General features: G+C 49.9%; 17 protein-coding genes, 1 tRNA gene and 1 pseudogene. 8 read left to right on the top strand and 11 right to left on the bottom strand.

Annotated features, from left to right (window positions below):
* Positions 1-6: 6 nt before the first annotated feature.
* The 5 genes from ccmE to ccmA form a co-directional block, all read right to left on the bottom strand.
* Positions 7-492, bottom strand: coding sequence for a cytochrome c maturation protein CcmE (gene ccmE / locus ACEQFP_RS07555; protein WP_035595120.1), 486 nt, complete (start codon positions 490-492; stop codon positions 7-9).
* Entirely contained in the window at positions 492-725 is a 234-nt protein-coding gene (gene ccmD / locus ACEQFP_RS07550; protein ID WP_005288434.1) for a heme exporter protein CcmD, read from the bottom strand. Before ccmD ends, ccmE begins: the two co-directional genes overlap by 1 nt.
* On the bottom strand, positions 722-1,474 hold the full coding sequence (locus ACEQFP_RS07545) for a heme ABC transporter permease (RefSeq protein WP_005294483.1): 753 nt from the start codon (positions 1,472-1,474) through the stop codon (positions 722-724). The genes ccmD and ACEQFP_RS07545 overlap by 4 nt, the downstream gene beginning before the upstream one ends.
* A gap of 177 nt (positions 1,475-1,651) precedes the next feature.
* A complete protein-coding gene (ccmB, locus tag ACEQFP_RS07540) occupies positions 1,652-2,311 on the bottom strand; it encodes a heme exporter protein CcmB (RefSeq protein ID WP_005288437.1) in 660 nt (219 codons plus the stop codon).
* Positions 2,308-2,931: a cytochrome c biogenesis heme-transporting ATPase CcmA gene (ccmA, locus tag ACEQFP_RS07535; RefSeq protein WP_035595123.1), complete on the bottom strand. Its 624-nt coding sequence runs from the start codon at positions 2,929-2,931 to the stop codon at positions 2,308-2,310. Before ccmA ends, ccmB begins: the two co-directional genes overlap by 4 nt.
* A 736-nt stretch (positions 2,932-3,667) precedes the next feature.
* On the opposite strand from ccmA, the gene ACEQFP_RS07530 reads away from it, so the two are divergent.
* The 5 genes from ACEQFP_RS07530 (at position 3,668) to cspA (ending at position 7,586) form a co-directional block, all read left to right on the top strand.
* Positions 3,668-3,877 carry a DUF1656 domain-containing protein gene (locus ACEQFP_RS07530; protein WP_005288440.1) on the top strand — a complete coding sequence of 70 codons (210 nt, stop codon included), beginning with the start codon at positions 3,668-3,670 and terminating at the stop codon, positions 3,875-3,877.
* An 11-nt stretch (positions 3,878-3,888) separates the two neighbouring features.
* Positions 3,889-4,878, top strand: coding sequence for an HlyD family secretion protein (locus ACEQFP_RS07525; RefSeq protein WP_068870607.1), 990 nt, complete (start codon positions 3,889-3,891; stop codon positions 4,876-4,878).
* Between the two features lie 8 nt (positions 4,879-4,886).
* Entirely contained in the window at positions 4,887-6,551 is a 1,665-nt protein-coding gene (locus tag ACEQFP_RS07520; protein WP_370547277.1) for an FUSC family protein, read from the top strand.
* Positions 6,552-6,765: 214 nt separating this feature from the next.
* Positions 6,766-6,840 (top strand) — tRNA-Arg (locus tag ACEQFP_RS07515).
* A 530-nt stretch (positions 6,841-7,370) separates the two neighbouring features.
* Entirely contained in the window at positions 7,371-7,586 is a 216-nt protein-coding gene (gene cspA / locus ACEQFP_RS07510) for an RNA chaperone/antiterminator CspA (RefSeq protein WP_005288610.1), read from the top strand.
* A gap of 173 nt (positions 7,587-7,759) precedes the next feature.
* On the opposite strand, the pseudogene ACEQFP_RS07505 reads toward cspA, so the two are convergent.
* A pseudogene (locus tag ACEQFP_RS07505) lies at positions 7,760-8,292 on the bottom strand (DDE-type integrase/transposase/recombinase); the annotation flags it as partial.
* A gap of 273 nt (positions 8,293-8,565) precedes the next feature.
* Between ACEQFP_RS07505 and ACEQFP_RS07500 the strand changes: the two are divergent.
* Positions 8,566-9,810 (top strand): phospholipase D-like domain-containing protein, encoded by a 1,245-nt coding sequence (locus tag ACEQFP_RS07500; protein ID WP_370547276.1) that lies wholly within the window; start codon positions 8,566-8,568, stop codon positions 9,808-9,810.
* A gap of 364 nt (positions 9,811-10,174) precedes the next feature.
* Here ACEQFP_RS07500 and ACEQFP_RS07495 read toward each other — a convergent pair whose 3' ends face one another.
* From ACEQFP_RS07495 to aphA, 4 genes are all read right to left on the bottom strand, one after another.
* Entirely contained in the window at positions 10,175-11,524 is a 1,350-nt protein-coding gene (locus tag ACEQFP_RS07495) for a hypothetical protein (protein WP_097364452.1), read from the bottom strand.
* A 21-nt stretch (positions 11,525-11,545) separates the two neighbouring features.
* Positions 11,546-12,571 carry a phospholipase D-like domain-containing protein gene (locus ACEQFP_RS07490; RefSeq protein ID WP_005288618.1) on the bottom strand — a complete coding sequence of 342 codons (1,026 nt, stop codon included), beginning with the start codon at positions 12,569-12,571 and terminating at the stop codon, positions 11,546-11,548.
* Between the two features lie 8 nt (positions 12,572-12,579).
* Positions 12,580-13,953: a hypothetical protein gene (locus ACEQFP_RS07485; protein ID WP_035600071.1), complete on the bottom strand. Its 1,374-nt coding sequence runs from the start codon at positions 13,951-13,953 to the stop codon at positions 12,580-12,582.
* 263 nt (positions 13,954-14,216) lie between these two features.
* Positions 14,217-14,933: an acid phosphatase AphA gene (gene aphA / locus ACEQFP_RS07480; protein ID WP_047059406.1), complete on the bottom strand. Its 717-nt coding sequence runs from the start codon at positions 14,931-14,933 to the stop codon at positions 14,217-14,219.
* A 1,039-nt stretch (positions 14,934-15,972) separates the two neighbouring features.
* Between aphA and ACEQFP_RS07475 the strand changes: the two genes are divergently transcribed.
* Complete coding sequence (locus tag ACEQFP_RS07475) at positions 15,973-16,569, top strand: DUF1345 domain-containing protein (RefSeq protein ID WP_005288633.1); 597 nt, start codon at positions 15,973-15,975, stop codon at positions 16,567-16,569.
* A gap of 111 nt (positions 16,570-16,680) precedes the next feature.
* Entirely contained in the window at positions 16,681-17,388 is a 708-nt protein-coding gene (locus ACEQFP_RS07470; protein ID WP_068870593.1) for a GntR family transcriptional regulator, read from the top strand.
* A 59-nt stretch (positions 17,389-17,447) separates the two neighbouring features.
* Here the strand turns inward: ACEQFP_RS07470 and ACEQFP_RS07465 are convergent, their stop codons facing one another.
* Entirely contained in the window at positions 17,448-18,122 is a 675-nt protein-coding gene (locus ACEQFP_RS07465; RefSeq protein ID WP_370547275.1) for a DUF3313 domain-containing protein, read from the bottom strand.
* Positions 18,123-18,208: the final 86 nt, after the last annotated feature.

Here is an 18,208-nt window from a genome sequence, read left to right as displayed (position 1 = left end):
GATGGGTTACCGCCCTGTTGATTGTTCAGTCGTACCCGCCTGCGGCATGTGATGATTCTCTTTCATCGCCGCTTCCACCTCTGGCGGGGTGTATTTCTCGTCATGCTTAGCCAGCACCTCTTTCGCCTGGATCACATTGCCCGGCTCCAGCACGCCCTGAGCCACGACGCCCTGCCCCTCGCGGAACAGATCCGGCAGGATGCCGGTATAGGTGACATCGACCACACCATGAGCATCGTACAGCTTGAAGTTGACGCGCAGGCTATTGGGATCACGCTGTACCGAGCCCGGCATGACCATTCCGCCGATACGCAACCGCTGCCCCACCTCTGGTTTTTCATGCTGTTCGCCCTTCCCCATCAAGATTTCACTCGGGGTGTAGAACAGATCGATGTTGGCGCGCAAGGCATACAACACTAATGACACCGTCACCACTAAGCCGACCAGCACGCCGATAACCAGATACAGGCGATTTTTACGCCGTGGATTCATCATGATGTATATCCTCCTTGATCGGCGTCCGCCGCCGCTGACTGCGCCTGACGCATGCGTAACTCGCGCGCCTGATGGCGACGGATTTCACGGAACAGTGCACGCCGACGCAGGGTGGTGTGCAGCACCAAACCTAACAACGGCAATAGGCTCAACGCGACCGAGAGCCAGACGTAGAAGGCATACCCCCCCATCGCAAAGAAGGCCTGCCAAGAATCGAAGAATGGAGTCATTGCGCGCGCCTCCCTCGCGAACCCGCCGACGTCAACAATGCCGTCACCCATGGGCGATGACGCTCTTGCTGTAGGATCAAGTTACGCAGACGCATCAGCGTCAACGTGATGAAGAAAAAGAGGAAGCCAAAAATGCTGAGGCGCAACGGGGCGCGCATACTCGGGTCGACGCTCTGCTGCATATTACTGGAACCTTGGTGCAGGGTATTCCACCACTCGACGGAGAAATGGATGATCGGTAAGTTGACTACCCCCACCAACACCAAGATGCCCGCGGCGCGCCCGGCGAGACGTCGATCGTCAAAGGCGTGATACAGCGCGATGACACCCAGATAGAGAAACAGCAATACCAGCTCGGAGGTCAGACGGGCGTCCCATACCCACCAGGTCCCCCACATCGGCTTGCCCCACGCCGACCCCGTCGCCAGCGCGATGAAGGTGAAGACGGCCCCGACCGGTGCCATGGCGGCGCTGACCAGATCCGCCATTTTCATCTGCCACACCAATCCCACGAAGGCGGCGATGGCCATCCCGGCATAGATCCCCATCGACCAGATGGCCGCCGGGACATGCAGGTACATGATACGGTAGCTATTCCCCTGCTGATAATCGGCGGGCGCGAAGCCGAAGCCCCAGATCAGACCGGCCAGAAGAAACAGGATACCAAGCCCCCCCAACCAGGGAGTCAGTCTGCCGCACAGCCGATAGAGCCGTTCCGGCATGGCAAGCTGATGAAGCCATTTCCACATAGCGATTTGCTCACAAATAATAATGAATGGTCCGGGCTAGCGCCCAGAATGATGAAAAGTCATTCAAAGTCAGCGTTAATCCAAGAGAAACGCCGCAAATTTTGTCCTGTTAATAGCCACAGCAGCAACAAGGTTTTAGTTATCGCTGCATGTAAAGATCGCCCTATAACTATCACCTTACTGGATACTCACGCGTAAGGCGGCAGCGGCGGCGAATGGCGCCAGTGTCATACTCCCGGCCAGCATCGCCCCCAAAATCGCCAAATACCCTCCGATGGGCATCCCCATCGACGCCGCATCGATCGCCGAGGTGGCGAAGATCAGCACCGGAATATACAGCGGCAGCACCAAGAGGCTCAGCAATACCCCGCCTTTACGCAGCCCCACCGTCAGCGCGACCCCGATCGCGCCGATGAAGCTCAATGTCGGTGTTCCGAGCAGCAGCGTCAACGCGACCGCCTGCCACGTCGCGACATTGAATGACAGCAACAGTGCGACTAACGGTGACAGAATCAACAACGGCAATCCCGTCAGCAGCCAATGCGCGACCACCTTGGCGAGGACCGTTAACGTCAGCGGGGCGGGCATCAACACCAGTTGCTCTAACGAACCATCCAAAAAGTCATCTTTAAACAGCCGCTCTAGCGAGAGCAGCGACGCCAGCAATGCGGCCACCCAGACGATACCCGGTGCGATGCGCGCCAGTAGCTGAGGCTCAGGGCCGATGCTCAAAGGAAACAGCGTTACGACAATCAGAAAGAACCACAGCGGGTTAATAATTTCAGCGCCACTACGTGCGGCGATCCTCAGCTCGCGCCGAATCACTGCCAAGATCATACCGCCCTCTCTTCACCACGCAGGCATAGCCGACGCATATTGGAATAATTCAGCTCCTGATGGGTGGTCAGGATAATCGTCCCGCCGCTGGCGGTATGACGCGCGAACAACGCGAGTAAACGCGCCACGCCACGCTTATCGATCGCCGTCAACGGTTCATCCAGGATCCACAAGGGCGCCTCACTCAACCATAGGCGCGCCAGCGCGACGCGCCGCTGCTGCCCCGCCGAGAGCTGGGCGATGGGGACATCTTCAAAACCGACCAGTTCGACTTGGGCAAGCGCCTGCCAGATAGCCTCGTCATCACGCTGGCCCAATACTCGGCAATAAAACGCCAGATTCTCAAAGGCCGTCATCACACTCTTCACGCCGGGGTGATGCCCCAGATATAACAGGTGCTGCTGGTAATGTTCCCGTTGACGACGGATCGACGCCCCCTGCCAGATGATCTCGCCGCTGTCCGGCAAGGACAACCCCGCCAACATGCGTAGCAGTGTGGTCTTCCCGGCGCCGTTCGGCCCCTCGATCTGCACCATCTCTCCCGGCTGTACCCGAAAACTCAGATCTTCAAACAACACGCGCTCATCGCGCCGACAGCCCAGGCGGGAAATCGTCAACATGGATAGATTCTGCTCTGATTGGAATCGCTGCATAATAGCATAAGCCCCCCTCTCCCCGAACCCTGTACACGCCCTGCGGCCTAACTCATTCGGGGTAAAATAATGCGCCAGATCAAGGATAATCATCGGGTCTGTCCCGCTAAGGCACTGGAAATGCCGCCCATACCGACGCAGTTCACATTTTACCGTTTGGCATGCATGCAGTCAGTCGCTAACGGGCAAGAGAGCGAGGAAAGCGCAGTGTATTAATCACGGCGAGAGGACCTAACACACCGTTATCCCCCGACAGCGATGTCATTCCCGCTGTACTGCGCTCCACTCATCCTAATCAACAATCATCATTAGGCACAATAAAGAAAGATTTCACTATTTCTTAATTAGATCAGCTTGATATATATCGAATATATATTATGGAAATAAACATTATTATCACCGATTAAAAATCGGACACGCCCTCCCCTGCGCACAACCGCCCCCAATGATGACGGGAGGCGTCCTAGCGAAGCAGAGGCGTGCGCGCATCACACTGGCACAATAGCGGTGAGCATCTATAATAGCATAATAAATATAATGATTTTTATCGGATCGAAACAAGTGCAGACAGCGAGCACCAGGCGAGACTACCTAATTACACAACACATAAAGTACCGTTTCATTATCGCACGAAATAGTAATGCGCATTATCAATAGCGTGCTATATAATACCCGCGTAGAACTACAATAACCGTAGGCCATTATGGAACTCTTTAACGACGTCGTGCTACTCAATGCCTTTATCCCCAAGCTGGTGGTATTAGGCATTCTTTGTTTCATTATCACGCAACTGTCGGTGAAATTTGCCGCACGTTATCGTCTATTAAGTTATTTCTGGCATCCACGCCTCATCGTCTGGGCTTATGCATCGGCCATCTATGCATTACTGGTTATCGCCATCCTTCATTTCTAACAGGTCATGATATGCTAAAGTCACCCGCTTCACGTACGGCGTTATTTCTCGCCATTACCTCCACGATCATTATCTTTGGCATCCATCAATACAACCAGCAGCTGAGTACTCGCCATGGCGTCGTACGGGCAAATATCATCGATATTACGCCGCAAGTAAGCGGCTTGGTGACACAGGTAAATGTACGCCACAATCAAACGGTCAAAAAGGGTGACTTACTGTTCTCCATCGACGATAGCGACTATAAGATCAATGTGCAGAATGCCCAAGCTAATCTGGCGAATGTCGAGCAGCAGTTGTTAGAGCAGAGCGCGGCGGTCCTGTCGGCCAAGGCCGCGCTACAAAACGCACAGAGCCAATACAGCTATATGCAGTCGAATTTCCAACGCATCAGTAACTTGAAGCAGCGTAACTTCGCCTCAACCAATGATTACCAACAGGCCGAGACCGATCTCAATGTGAGTAAAGGCAACGTCGCCACCGCCCAGGCACGGCTGCAACAGGCGATCGCCGCTCGCGGCGCACTCGGGGATGACAACGCACAGCTATTGGCCGCTAAGGCCTCACTGGCTAAAGCCGAACTGGATCTCTCGCGTACCCATATCTATGCGCCTAGCAACGGAAAAATCGCCACGGTCAATCTCAACGTCGGCGACTACGCCCGTCCCGGTAACGCATTACTGGCCGAGGTCGACACCGATAACATCTGGATAGAGGGAGCCTTTCCTGAAACCGTGATCGCCGGCATTCGCGTCGGTGATAAGGCTAAGGTCTACCTGATGGCCGATACCCATGTTACCTACCACGGCCATGTACAGAGCATCGGTTCGGCGATCAATTCCAAAGAGTTGCCGAATCCCGGCTTACTCTCTGAATTACCCCAGGTCTTTGACTGGGTTCGCCTGGCAGAAAACGTCCCGGTGAATATTCAATTAGATCCGGGCAGTAACATGGAGAACTTTATTCCGGGACTCAGTGCTACCGTCGATATCGTTAAATAAGGCGCCCCATGTTACTACAAAGCCTAAAGGCTCTCCGACTCACCCTCGCCGTGATGCTCTCGCTCTATCTCGCTATGCGACTGGGGATGAACTCACCGGATTGGGCGGTGACCAGCGCGCTGATCGTCTCGTTGGGGACGATCGGCCAAATCCGCAGCCGCTGGTGGCAACGCATCGTCGGTAACTTTGTTGGCGGTAGCCTCGGTTTCTTCGTCATCTGGTGGCTAGCCCAAGATCCCTTCACCATCATGCTCTGCGCCGCGCTGTTTGGCAGCCTCTGCACCTATATCAGCCTGACGAATTTCCAATATAAAGATCTGTGGCGCTGGGTGATCATCGGCTTTATCATCGTCTTTAGCGCCTCCCTCTCCAATCCCAACCACGCCTTCAGCGTATTGTTCGACCGCGTAGGGTGTGTCTTCATCGGCTCTTCGGTGATCTTCATCTTCAACCTCGTGTGGCCTTTGGAATACGCCGCATCATGGCAGAAGCAATATCACGTTATTCTGGAAAAATTGGCTATCCTGCTTAATAAAGAGGATGTGGATGCGGTCGCGCTATACTTAGATCTGTCACAAAAGATCGACCTGCTGCGCCAGTCGCTATCCCTAAACTATAGCGATTATCGCAGTATCTATGCTCAGGAGTACAACCTGATCAATAGTATCTACGCGCTGGAGAAGCTCAGTCGCCACCTCTACTCCTTGCGTATGCAACACGCCCTAGATGATCAAGCCAAAGCATGGATTAATGCCGCTATCGCAGCGGCCAAGGAACACGAAACTATCCCACCGATTGCGATGGTGCACTCTCCACGCTATGCCTCATTACTGACGCTGATCGCCGCCGATTTGCAAGGCATAGGAGACAAAAATACGACCACCGATGCGCAAAGCCGCTTTCGTTGGCAGTGGCAAAACCGGATGTTTAGCGCGGGAACCGACTCCGCCTTTACCAGCGCGCTGCTATTCTTCGTCAGTTGTATACTGAGTCTGCTACTCTGGCGTTATGGTTGGCCTGGTGGTCCGCTGGTGATGCTCTTGACGGCGGTACTCCTGGTGATGTGCCAATACGGTGAACGCATATCGCCCAAGGGTTTCGCCATTGGCTTTAGTGTCGGCACACTGTTCGCCTTCCCGATCTTTGTTTTCCTATTACCGAACCTACACAATGCCAATGCCTTTTGGCTAAGCATGCTGCTCATCTATTTCCCGATAGCCTTTGTGATGAATGGGCAATATAAAGTCCGGGCCATTCCTTTTATCGCCTTCGCCGTTGCCGTCATGGTCAACGCCAACAGCCATAACTATGTTCCTGGCAATGACTATTTCAACGGCTATACCACCTTCCTGTTTGCCTTGGTCGCCGTCATCACCATCAGTTCAGCCACGCTTAGCCTGCTGGTGATAAATGATACCGAAACACGCCTCAAGACGCAGATCGAAGGTTGGGCTAAAGAGCGGCAGCGCTTCCTCAGCCAGCGTAGCCCGGATCGCAGTAAGATACTGGCTCGTCTGGAACGTCGTACCGACATTATTATCAGTATGTACAGTAAACTAGACCCGGCACAACAAGAACAGTGGCGCAGAAGGGTATCGACGATACCGTTAATGCTGACACGTATCCAACGCTGGGAGCAAGTCGAGGTCCCCTCCTCCGCGCTAAGCGCTTGATCGTCGTGGCATCGCTCGACCTTGCGGCGTGCTGCTTTCGGCACGCCGCAGGCCGTCTATTTAGCAGACAGACTATTTAATAGACGGAACTGCATAAAAATACTGCACCCTGCCCCCCACGCCGAGGATTGGCTTGAAAAAAAGAGAAGGAATACGCTAGGATAGCTCCCGGCTTTCGCATAGATAGCGTCATAATGCCTAATCTTATTCGCGTGTTCCCTTAGTTAAATGGATATAACGAGCCCCTCCTAAGGGCTAGTTGCAGGTTCGATTCCTGCAGGGAACGCCATTACACCGTTCGCACGCATCCGCAGAAGTCCGTTAAGTTCCCACCCAGTCACACAACCCATTACCGCACTATGCCGCGCTCACACCATCCCAGGTGCAAAAAGTTAGCAATCCAGAAAACTACCACTCAACAGATGGCAGTCCCAGATCTGTCCCACATGAACACGCTGATGATATGGCTGCCGTACGCCCTTACCAGCAACCACTACCGCCCAGATTGCTTTATGCATCAGGGAAATGCCATAACACAGCAGGCTAGCCAAGAGTAACAGTGGCAGACCTCCAAGTATCAGCACATCCGGACGGCTAAAATAAAGCTTGTGCTTACCGACGCCATATGAGTTAATGACATCACGGTTTGCAGAACAGACCTTAATAAAGCAGTTTTAGTCAAGTAGCCTCAGTTCCAGTGTTATCTTCTGATTTCCCTTCATCGTGAGTCTCCTCCTTCAATGCCTTAGTAAGCTTTTCTGTCAGAGCAGACCTTTTTCGTCACCCTGAGTGACTCACAAAATTTAGAAGGTAATAACAATGTCTAATAAAATGACTGGTTCTGTAAAATGGTTCAACGCAGATAAAGGCTTCGGCTTTATCTCCCCGGCTGATGGTAGCAAGGACGTTTTCGTTCACTTCTCTGCTATCCAAAGCAATGAATTCCGCACCCTGGATGAAGGGCAAAAGGTTGAGTTCTCTGTAGAGAATGGCCCTAAAGGTCCTTCAGCCGTAAATGTAGTTGCTATCAACTAATTTTATAGGCTCGATCTCCTGCGATAACGAAGATGGCTAGAGCCGGAGTAGACAGAGAGATAGAGCCTATATAAGAAAACCGGAGCTAACGTGGCTCCGGTTTTTTTTGTCTCTAGTGTGATCGGTATCCCACCCACTAGCCAACCGGCGTGGCGACTGTAAATAGGCCCGTTTTAGCGCCATGCACTTTTTGAGATCCTACCTTATTATTTTGCAGGCGGAACACCTCCAATATCATGTTATTCGGTGATTCGTGCGGGCGTTTATGGTGGTATGCTGATAGTCATCTCTTCGTAATATCCCGTACTTTATTCAACGTTCTAAACAGATAAAGATCGAATGTTTCTGTACGGTATGTCCGATTCAATCATTAAATGAATGCGTTCTGCGTCCGTTTACCCGGTTGGATAACTTCCAGTTTTATTTCCTGTTTCTCGGCCCAATCAGCCAATGCCAGAGAAATAAACTCCGGGCCATGATCCATGTGAAACATAGCTGAATAGCCACGCTTTTCCGCGCTCCTATCGAGTACATACTCCACCTAGGGGGCTGGCAGATTCAGCTCGATTTCAATCGACAACGCTTCCCGGTTAACGTCATCAATGACATTGAACGTGCGAAAGCGACGACCATAAATCAGGACATCATACATAAAATCGACAGGCCAACGCTGGTTCTGCGCTTCCGATATGGCCAACGGCGAGGGAATAGCACTAAAGCCGACATATATACTGATATATCAGACTCTGATGATTACGCGACAAAAACATCCCACTCATAAATAATTTCATCTCGCGAAGTTCACATATAAATATCAATGCGACGATAACCCCCTGGTTTAATGATGTAAGAATAGTGTCAGGAGCTGACTGCCATGATGCTTGTTTTTTTATTCATCTTATTAAATAATACGAATTGAAAACATCAAAGATATATTTACGTGAAGTATAGATAGAACCTACCCAGAGGATAAATATAAATGAAGAAACTCACTCTTGCGACTATCATTGCCAGCATTTCTTTTTCGACCTATGCTAGCCAGGCACAACAGGCTGACTTTGAACTCATGCAAGCCATACCCGAAAATACTGAGCATGTTTTCCAACAGCCGGAGATAAGCTCCACGGCCACAGTCTGGCTAGAAATGATCAAACAGGCCAAGCATACTCTTGATATTGGTACATTTTATATTGCTAATAAACCTGGAGAAAAATTAGAACCCATTATTAATGCGATTAAAGATGCCGCCCGGCGAGGCGTAAAAGTTCGGATTCTAACCGAAGCTATGCATCTAGGAGGAAGCAGCGATCCCGTGCAACTATTCCAGAACATTGCTAACATCACTGTACGTCAGGTCGATTATAAAAAAATCGCCGGTGGCGTGATGCATGCCAAGTATATGATAGTCGATAACGAAAACGTTGCCGTCAATAGTGCCAACTGGAGTTGGATCTCGCTTTCTCAGATCCATAATATCGGTGTCCGCATTCGTAATCCCCAACTCGCCACGACAATCCTGGCCGTCTTTAACCTCGACTGGCAACTGGCTGAAAATAATAATGGGCCACAGGATCATCATCTGCGTAATAATATGCAAAAAACAATGTGGGTAACGGCACAGCGACCGGCCATGGTCAGTTATCATCATGAGACACTGCTGGTCCATCCCGCGTTCAGCCCCGTAGACATGCGTCCGAATGGGACTGACAGTGAGATCTCACAAATGATTGCTGCGATCGACAATGCCCATCATGATCTAAAAATGCAGGTAATGACATTTTCTGGGTTTAAAAAATATGGTTATGTTGGATATTGGGATGAACTCTACAATGCTATCGCCAATGCGGCGCAACGTGGTGTACATGTCAAAATCATCGTAGCGGATTGGAATAACAGCCAACCGGCCAATGATTTTATGAAAACGCTCCAGCTACTCCCCAATGTCGAGGTAAAAATCAGCACCATCCCACCTCTGAAGTCCCGTTACATCCCCTACTCACGGGTTGAGCATGAGAAATACTTCGTGGTCGATAATGACCTCAGCTGGTTAACCACCAGTAACTGGGAGTGGGGATATTTTTATACCACTCGTAATATCGCGCTCTTAATCAATGGTAAACAACCTGCACAAATCTTAGGGAGATTGTTCGATGCCGATTGGAATGGCCCTTATACACAAATGCTAGACATCAGCAAAACCTATCAATCGCCTAAGCATAACTAATACTTCCTCCTATTCCCTCAGCGTTACTCAAGTAGCGCTGAAGGTAATATCATTATATTTAAACGTTGTGATCAACATCATAAAACACGGCGTTATCGAGAGAGGGTATTGATTACACCCCAGCATGACTTATTAAAATAAGCATCCCTACCACTCTGATGAGAGCCAGCAATAACGACATTTAGAATAAGTAAAATCTTACTGCCCCCCGATCTATCACTTATCGTTTTCTATTGACAAGAAAATTGCCGGCATATACCGGCAATAATACAGCGAGGATCAGGCATCAAATTCGCAAGCAAACCAATAAGGAATGTAGCCACTAACTGCGGCACAGCAAAGCATGTGCCGCCAGATGATATCATCAGAAGACACCGCTTAGATTAACCCCAAAGCCGGTATGATCATTGCTATCATAGTCATGCTGCAGATATACCCCCTCCGTCAAATACAAATTACTACTCAGCCGTGAGGAAAGCTCTAAGCTGTACTGATGTGCATACAGATCAGAGGTTAACGGAGAGTACTTATTGTATTTAGACATATACTTCAGATCATTCCTCAAGCCAAAGGCATCGCTACTACGATCATAACCCGCGATAATCTGATTCTGCACACCTAAAAGATCAAAATTATAGCTGCCATTTACCGTCAGTAATGAAGGACGGACGCGCTCACTCCCCTTCCAGCCTTGGGCAAGGTCACCATCCAGTTTCATATAGTTAGAGTAGATATGATACTGATCAGCAATATCCAAACGACCGTACAGGGCATAGGCTGGCAAACGCCCGTTGGGCTGAGTTACCGCCTCAAACATGTTATTGTCCGGCATGCCAATATCATCACTATCGGTACTACCGATGCCCTTAATATCGGTAATATAAGATCCACCTAGACGCCCACCCACAGGTCCCAAACACCAGTCATAGTGGGTATCGAAGAGATAAGAGCCAATATTGGTTGCCTTACCAAAGATCTTTTGCTCAACCGCACTAGCACTCGCAGACAGATTATCGCCATGATAGCCTAAGGTCACCGCATAGCCTTGCAGATCCATATAGGATTCGGCACTCTTGGCAATCACGGTCTGATGTCCACGGCCGCCAAAGTCCAAATACTCCAGACCAGCACTCAGATAGACGGGCAATGTATTGTAATCCCCCAGGGTAATCACCGCCGACTTCATCTCGCTAGAGCGAAAATCGTAGAGCACACTCATGGTGGCCCATTGTACCGGGTTAATCACAATTTTAGCCTTAATCTGCGGTACTTCGGTCTGGGTGCTGTAATGACCCTGAGACTGCATAAAAGGTAAATACTTGGAGCTATTGACCTGATAGCGATCGGCAATCCAGCCAGAAGTCAGCGTGAGATCCGCAATCCCCCCGATCATCAGTAACGGAGCCGCATTATGCTTCTTATACTGGAGTATCGATTGGTTATTATCGTCCAATGCATGAGTAAACTGGTTACGCGTTAAAACCTTGGGATGGAGCTTCTGCACCGCTTTACTAACCAGGTTCTGTTTCAACTCACTACTTTCTTGACTTTCAGTGACGGCTCGCGCGGCTCGTTTCTCCAATACTCGTGTTTGCTGCTCTAATTGGTCCAATTGCTTCTGCAACGCAGCTGTATCATCCTGAGTCGAGGCATACGCCATTCCTTGCATGGCCAGCGTAGCAACAATCAGTGAGGTAATAATTTTTTTGTTCATGATTTTAAGTCCGATGCAAGATTAATGTTGTGTCTGGTGTGGCAAGGCAAGATGTGGGGAACTCACAAGTTCTGATACCCGGTAGGCGGGTGTAGCCATATCATGTGCCAGCGTCGATTTCAGCGTATTCAGTACTGTGGGCTGCTGAGTAATAATGCCCAATTCACGGTTGCGCTGTAGTGAGTTAGTCGTGAAGTTCTCCGAACCGATATATGCCTGTTTACCATCGACTAAGATCGCCTTAGCATGAATAAATGGTGCACTATCTTCCAATACCCGTAGATTAGCGCCCTGACGATATAGCTTAATCAGATCCTGCTGACTCCAAGCAAACGGCGCCTTACTGTATATAATGCTCACATCCACCCCACGCTTCAGGGCTTGTTCGAGAGCCGATACAATCGCCGGATCACTCATCTCCAAAGCATAAATATCCATACTATGCTGTGCACTATTAATAAGTTTTACCAGTGCAGAGGTAGCATTAATCGGACTCCAGACGAGTTGCGAGGCCGTTAACTGTTGTTGCGTTAGATGTGGACGCTGATGCTGCCAATCTGCATGGTAAACATCAACGATCTGCTTCACCTCTTGTGGCTCATCAGTTAAAACCAAAAAGTTACGACTATTGGGATATCGGTCAAAATCCATATTCCCTGTACTGATCAATGCCTTTTTATTGTCAAAGATAAAGGTCTTCTGGTGAGTATAGGTAAAGTCCGGATTAGTCCGTTTAACCTCGATACCTTCATCTTGAAATTCATGGATATTTTTCCAAATAGGGGCATAGTTACCATGAATTCGAGAGGTCATCAGTACGCGTACCTTCACGCCTCGTTTCTCGGCTTCTCCTAACGCTTTAATCAGCGTGGGGTCGGAGAACTCATAGATTACAACATCAATATTCTTCTTACTCTGCTGTATCAAGTTAAGAATCGGTTTCTGCTGTACTTGTGGTTCAACATACAACTGTTGCTCGGCCAGCACAGAAGATGAGATAACCAGCAGGCCAATCACTGTCGCCAGGTGAGAGATAACCTTTTTCATCTGTGCTCCTAGATAGAAACGTTAATTTCAACAGCCGTACCAATATAACGGGTTGATCCGGATTCAAAGTCAGTACTATTTGCTTGGTGTTTCCGATACCAGTTACCACCATAGATCTCACTCGAGAGATATACCCCTTTATGCAAAGGAAGATCCCAAATTAATGAAACTTGATTACGCATGGCGGCATAGGGTGTTGCACCAGATTTAGCCGCATCGCTATAATCAATCTCACTATCATTAAAGCCACCGGTAGTGTTATATACCAAAGAGACACCGTTCCACTTATGGAACAGATCGAAGTGGTGAGTAAACGCCAGAGAAACACCCCAAGGGTGACTATCAGCGAAACGCTGATTATCATTAATCTCAGCGCCAAGCACACCATCCAAGGTTTTACTGTAGGTTGCATAGATCTCATTACTACCGATGGTAAAATTGGTAAATAATGTACCTTCAGGTATCTTATGGCTCGCAGATGATCCACGGGCAGTTGCCAGATGGTTATATTCAAAGCCGCGCACATCACTGGCATAACCGATACCGGCTTTAAAGCGATCGAATAGACCACCCCGGGTAGCGTAAACCAGCTGGCTATTCCAAGCATTAATCGAGCCATTCAATGCCTTATTACCATTATAGCTGGATGAGCTGTTCTCTCCTTGCAAGGCTGAAACGGTAGCGACAATATGCTCGCCAGCATAGCCAGCAGTGAGCGCATTCCCTACCAGTTCAAACTGCCCCTCCGCTGTACTTTCATCGACATATGGCGCATTCATCAGGCCAAAGTCGATATATTTTCTACCTACGGCAAAATAGAACGGTGAGCGGTTCAGGTCGCCAATAGTAAAATTGGCAACGCGTAACTCATCTCTACCGGAGTCACTCAAGGCATAATAGGCCGCCCCGGCAAGCCAAGAGTTAAAGTTGACCGCTCCCTTAAACTTCGCGATCGAGTGCTTATAGGCAAACGGCCTAGCCTGATTTTTATCGTTAAAGTTGTCGTGATAACTCATTTTTACCGTGGCTGAAACCCCGAACAAAGCCTCTGGATAATGATCCTTTGGTAGATAACGCTTATACTTCAACATCTTCACATCATCCCCGACATGCCCTACAGGGATAGAGCGACCGGCGAAATGATAGTCAAGAAAAGGCTGCTGAGTCTGGAGCGTACGGGCTTTAATCAACTTTTCACGGATAGCTTGCGCACGCTTATTCAACAGTGCAATTTTCTCTACAATTTGCTGATGGGTTAACGTCTCCTGCATCGCGGGTGACGCTAATGGTGCCTGCTCAGCGGAGGCCGCTATCGCCTGACTCTGGCCGAAGCTCAGTCCTGCAATAGCGACAGAGATTAATATTTTTTTATCTATTTTCATGGGTTCTATCTTTGAGTTATTAACACCTATCGTCCGTCGAGTAGCTAGATAAAAAATATAGCTATGCAAATAGCTAGCATCGATACCCGACGATAAGTGTATTGCACAGAAAGAAATTAAGACCATTCCACGCTGACGTTAACTTAACCTATAGCGATGATCACCCTAGAAAAAAGTGACGACGATACTCTAACAGCTCATAGGCTATTAATGCTCGCGAAGCGAGATTGTTGTGATCGATTACCTGGAATAGTCGCTCATTATCAGAACTGTGAGTTAATGACGACACGCTCTCCAAAACGACCATTTTTTGGCATTGGCTGATTGGTTGAGTTCAATGGGCGTAGAACTCGAATGCCTTCAGCACCGGCTAAACGCGCATTGGTAATATCATTATCTGAGTCGCCATAAAACATGGTGATATGATGTTGTTTCATATACTCAACTTTAGCGTTATGTTTGGTCCCTGCAAAGATAACCGGGTTCAACTGTGCCGCAGGAATACGAAAGTCATCCTGGAGGATTTTGGTCAAATCCTCTTTGCCGCTCGTTGGCATCGGCCGGCCAGTAATAAAGTAGACATGGTCACCACGTTGTAAATGCATCGCCAGCAGCGCGCGCCCCGATGCCTTTGGCAAGGAAAAACGGTCCCATCCGCTACTGCTAGCCGCATTCCAAAAATCAGTATTTTTCAGATAGGCATTGCTGTCCGGGGAGAATTTTTGTTTTCCATGGAAAAATACCGGACTGGAAAATAACAGTGTGTCATCAATATCAAATCCTACACTGATAGGAGCCTTACCATGCAAACTCTCTGCAATCTGCTCAATGGAAATCCAGTGGATTGGATATTGCTGGGTCAATTGCGTTAAGGTCGCACCTTGTTCACTACCTTCCGGCTGCGATTGAGCGAAAGTCGTCGCAGAACACATCAATCCGGCAGCGACCAACGCGAAAGAAATCAGTGATTTTTTTAACATGATGATAATCTCTTTTTCAGTGTGTAGGGTAAGTAGCACGTTATTTAGCTACTATATTTACACAAACTGAAGTTTTATGTGACAGATTTCAAATTTCACGTTATAAGAATAACAACGGATGTTATGTTTTACACATTGAAATAACAGTAAAGTAATGGTTCATGCTGTCAGGAGTACCACTCATGGATAGTCTTCATCTAAAACAGTCTCGTGTTTTTATATCGCTATCAGTTATCATCACTCCAATAAATCAACCATTATTACATCAGCATAGGATAATTATTTGTGGTAAATAACCGGAGGATATTAATTCCTACCTTGGTCTTATTGGGAATATGCATGGATATCTATTATCTAAATAACATAAGTGCTGTAGTAAAATAACCAACATCATCAAGAAATATCGCCCCCCATTTTCTGGCTCGACGACGAGGCGATTCACTCGTGATATGGGTCAGCAATGCCCTCATCACCAGGACGTCCCCTGTACGATACTGACCCGACTATCACGCCTGTTCTGATAATGAAACTTGTATTTCAGCTAATATTGCGGGCGACTGTCCGGACAAAAAGGCAGGCCGCAGCCGGGCCGTTGCAGATCAGCGCCTGAGCGGGTATGCCAGAGGATGTGAGTAGGTCTGGTGTCTCGCCGGAGCATGCCAAGCCGACGAAGGCGACCGCCACCTTGCCTATCCCCCTCCGAGATTCGCTTCCCGCAATGAGATATGGTGTCATCCCTCCGGCTTAGCATCACGCTCGGCACCCTGGCTTGCGTTGACGCGTCGCACACGATGGAGTGTGGCGATACGCGATCCTATTCCCCGCCAGCATGCTGTGATGGAATAGCTTCTCCCTGTATTTCGTCCCTCTCGCCAGAGAACTAGCATGCTAAAATGAGGTCAATCACTGAATCAGAATGAAATCACTGTTATTTCCAAGCTTGCAGGATACTTAAGGGATGAATAGACCGTTTTTCCACCGCTGCCCAAGGATCAGACACTACCTGCATGGGCGACCCCGCTTCTTGTTTTCCCTCTTTATGGCCACGATCACCTACTTGTGCCTATTACCTTTCTTTTCTCCGGCCATTCGCCTGATGTTCGCGTGGAATGTCTTTGCCTGGCTCTACATCATCTTTCTACTGGTCAAGATCATCAACCGCAAGGCGCATGATATCCGCAAGATCACCCGGCTAGAGGATGAGAGCGCTAAGATGGTGATCTTCTTTGTGGTCATCGGCTGCTGCATTAGCGTCCTGGTCCTCTTCTTGGAGCTCGCTACGGCCGGGCAGACCAGTGGTCACCTAAAGATCCTCCACTTCATTATCACCGGATCGACCTTGATCTCTTCCTGGCTGTTGTTGCCGATGGGCTTTACCATGCACTATGCCCATCTGTTCTATGCCAACCCACGCACGGAAGAGCCTTGGCTCCTGTTCCCCGATAAGATGCTGACCCCCTCCTATTGGGACTTTATGTATTTCTCCTTTACCATTGCCGTCGCCTCTCAGACCGCCGATGTCTGCGTCGGATCCCGCGAGATGCGTAAGGTCGTGCTATTACAGTCGGTGATCTCCTTCGTGTTTAACATGACCATTCTCGGCCTATCGATCAATGTCTGCGCCAGCCTCTTTTAAACACGCGACGTTGCCGTCCGTGCTACACAGGCGGTTTAGTCGCACTATTTCCCTTGTTTAGCGTCCGCAACGACGCTAACGTACTGCTGGTTTAAACCAAAGGATGATGTTATGGAGATGGCCTCGCATGCAGGGCTCGCTAAGGCTCAGATCAGTCGCTGGATCGATGAGGGGCGATTCGGCGCGGGAGAACGCTTACCGGCAGAGCGGGAGTTAAGCGAACAGTTAAACGTCAAACGTATGACTCTACGCCAGGCCCTGCTCGCACTGGAGAACGACGCTAAAATCTTCCGCAAGGATCGCTGCGGCTGGTTCGTCGCCCAGCCCCGTTTTCGCTATAACCCTAACGCCACCACCAGTTACAAGCAGGCGGCAATCGAGCAGGGTCGCGTTCCCTCCTGGGGTTATTTGGAGCAGTCTCGGGTGAGGGATGCCCCGGCACATATCCAGACGCTACTTCAAGCCGACCCAACCCAGGGGCTCTACCGTATCCGTGGATGGGGGGCGTTAGAGGAACACCGTATCCTGTACCATGAAAGCTATATTAACCCCTTGACGGCACCCGACTTCCTCGACTGCCTGGGCGAGAATGCCCTGGCCGATGTATGGTCACAGCATTACCAACGCCAGACCATCACCAGCCACCTGGCCTTTAAGCCGACCCGCCTCAACGCCACCGCCAGTCGGGTGATCGGCGGCAATACCACGACACCGGCGATCCGGGTCGAGAAGTTTCGCGCCGATATGCTGCGTAGCCTGCTACAGATTGATATCGAATACTGGCGTTTCGACTCCGTCGACTTCTATCTCGATCTCTAACCCGCGCGTTGGGAGCCGCGACGCGCGGGGGACGTCGTCTAACGCCCCCGCGTGACGCCTCACTGGCCAAAACCGTTAAAGGCTCGGATATCCTTACCCAACGCATTCAACGCGGGCTGCATATCCTGTAACCGCAATGGTGTCTGCTCATTGCGCAGCGGATTACCGGAGATCTTGCGTACCACTTTCAACACCGGTTTATGGGTTGCCGCATCGATAAACTCCGCCTGGAGATAGACGGCGCTATCCAGCGTACGATGTCCCGTCGCCGCCTGCGTCCCGGCAATCAACAGCGTAACCGGTAATACCTCATAGAACTGCAACCCCTGTTGCTGGGTATCGATGGCGGTGATCGCCCCACGGAAGATCAGCGTCTTACCCGTCGGCTTATCCACCAGCGGATAATGGCTAGCCAGCGCCGCCTTCACCTGCTGGTTGGTATAAGCCAGGATCTGATCGAGCGTACTCTGGCTAATTTGCGCTGTCGGTTTCGGACGCGGCGCATAGATCACCGGCTGATAGATCAGGCTATTGAACTGCTTCATATCGATGCCGGGCGCACGCCAATACAAGACCGGCTGCCCCGATGCCGTACTCCCCCGCGTCACGTTTTCGTAAGGGGTAAAATAGTTACCGTATTGATCCTTACTCGGTACCGTCGAGGCACAACCGGCTAACAGCAAGCAGGCCGGCAAGGCGATACACCCTAACGTCTTTAACCTTAATCGTTTCATCTTCCACCGCTCCTTTAGTCACGGCGCCGTTACCTCAGAGAAATCCCCATCCACGACACGGCATCAGCGATACGCCAGACACAGGG

This window comes from Edwardsiella sp. A.80236, assembly GCF_044540725.1.
GTDB lineage: Bacteria > Pseudomonadota > Gammaproteobacteria > Enterobacterales > Enterobacteriaceae > Edwardsiella > Edwardsiella tarda.
The sequence above is the reverse complement of the archived record's forward strand: the minus strand, read 5'-3'. Positions and strand labels throughout refer to the sequence as shown.

Coding starts and splice junctions, on each gene's coding strand:
- ccmE (WP_035595120.1), bottom strand. CDS start 492: ATGAATCCACGGCGTAAAAATCGCCTGTATCTGGTTATCGGCGTGCTG.
- ccmD (WP_005288434.1), bottom strand. CDS start 725: ATGACTCCATTCTTCGATTCTTGGCAGGCCTTCTTTGCGATGGGGGGG.
- ACEQFP_RS07545 (WP_005294483.1), bottom strand. CDS start 1,474: ATGTGGAAATGGCTTCATCAGCTTGCCATGCCGGAACGGCTCTATCGG.
- ccmB (WP_005288437.1), bottom strand. CDS start 2,311: ATGATCTTGGCAGTGATTCGGCGCGAGCTGAGGATCGCCGCACGTAGT.
- ccmA (WP_035595123.1), bottom strand. CDS start 2,931: ATGTTGACGATTTCCCGCCTGGGCTGTCGGCGCGATGAGCGCGTGTTG.
- ACEQFP_RS07530 (WP_005288440.1), top strand. CDS start 3,668: ATGGAACTCTTTAACGACGTCGTGCTACTCAATGCCTTTATCCCCAAG.
- ACEQFP_RS07525 (WP_068870607.1), top strand. CDS start 3,889: ATGCTAAAGTCACCCGCTTCACGTACGGCGTTATTTCTCGCCATTACC.
- ACEQFP_RS07520 (WP_370547277.1), top strand. CDS start 4,887: ATGTTACTACAAAGCCTAAAGGCTCTCCGACTCACCCTCGCCGTGATG.
- cspA (WP_005288610.1), top strand. CDS start 7,371: ATGTCTAATAAAATGACTGGTTCTGTAAAATGGTTCAACGCAGATAAA.
- ACEQFP_RS07500 (WP_370547276.1), top strand. CDS start 8,566: ATGAAGAAACTCACTCTTGCGACTATCATTGCCAGCATTTCTTTTTCG.
- ACEQFP_RS07495 (WP_097364452.1), bottom strand. CDS start 11,524: ATGAACAAAAAAATTATTACCTCACTGATTGTTGCTACGCTGGCCATG.
- ACEQFP_RS07490 (WP_005288618.1), bottom strand. CDS start 12,571: ATGAAAAAGGTTATCTCTCACCTGGCGACAGTGATTGGCCTGCTGGTT.
- ACEQFP_RS07485 (WP_035600071.1), bottom strand. CDS start 13,953: ATGAAAATAGATAAAAAAATATTAATCTCTGTCGCTATTGCAGGACTG.
- aphA (WP_047059406.1), bottom strand. CDS start 14,933: ATGTTAAAAAAATCACTGATTTCTTTCGCGTTGGTCGCTGCCGGATTG.
- ACEQFP_RS07475 (WP_005288633.1), top strand. CDS start 15,973: ATGGCCACGATCACCTACTTGTGCCTATTACCTTTCTTTTCTCCGGCC.
- ACEQFP_RS07470 (WP_068870593.1), top strand. CDS start 16,681: ATGGAGATGGCCTCGCATGCAGGGCTCGCTAAGGCTCAGATCAGTCGC.
- ACEQFP_RS07465 (WP_370547275.1), bottom strand. CDS start 18,122: ATGAAACGATTAAGGTTAAAGACGTTAGGGTGTATCGCCTTGCCGGCC.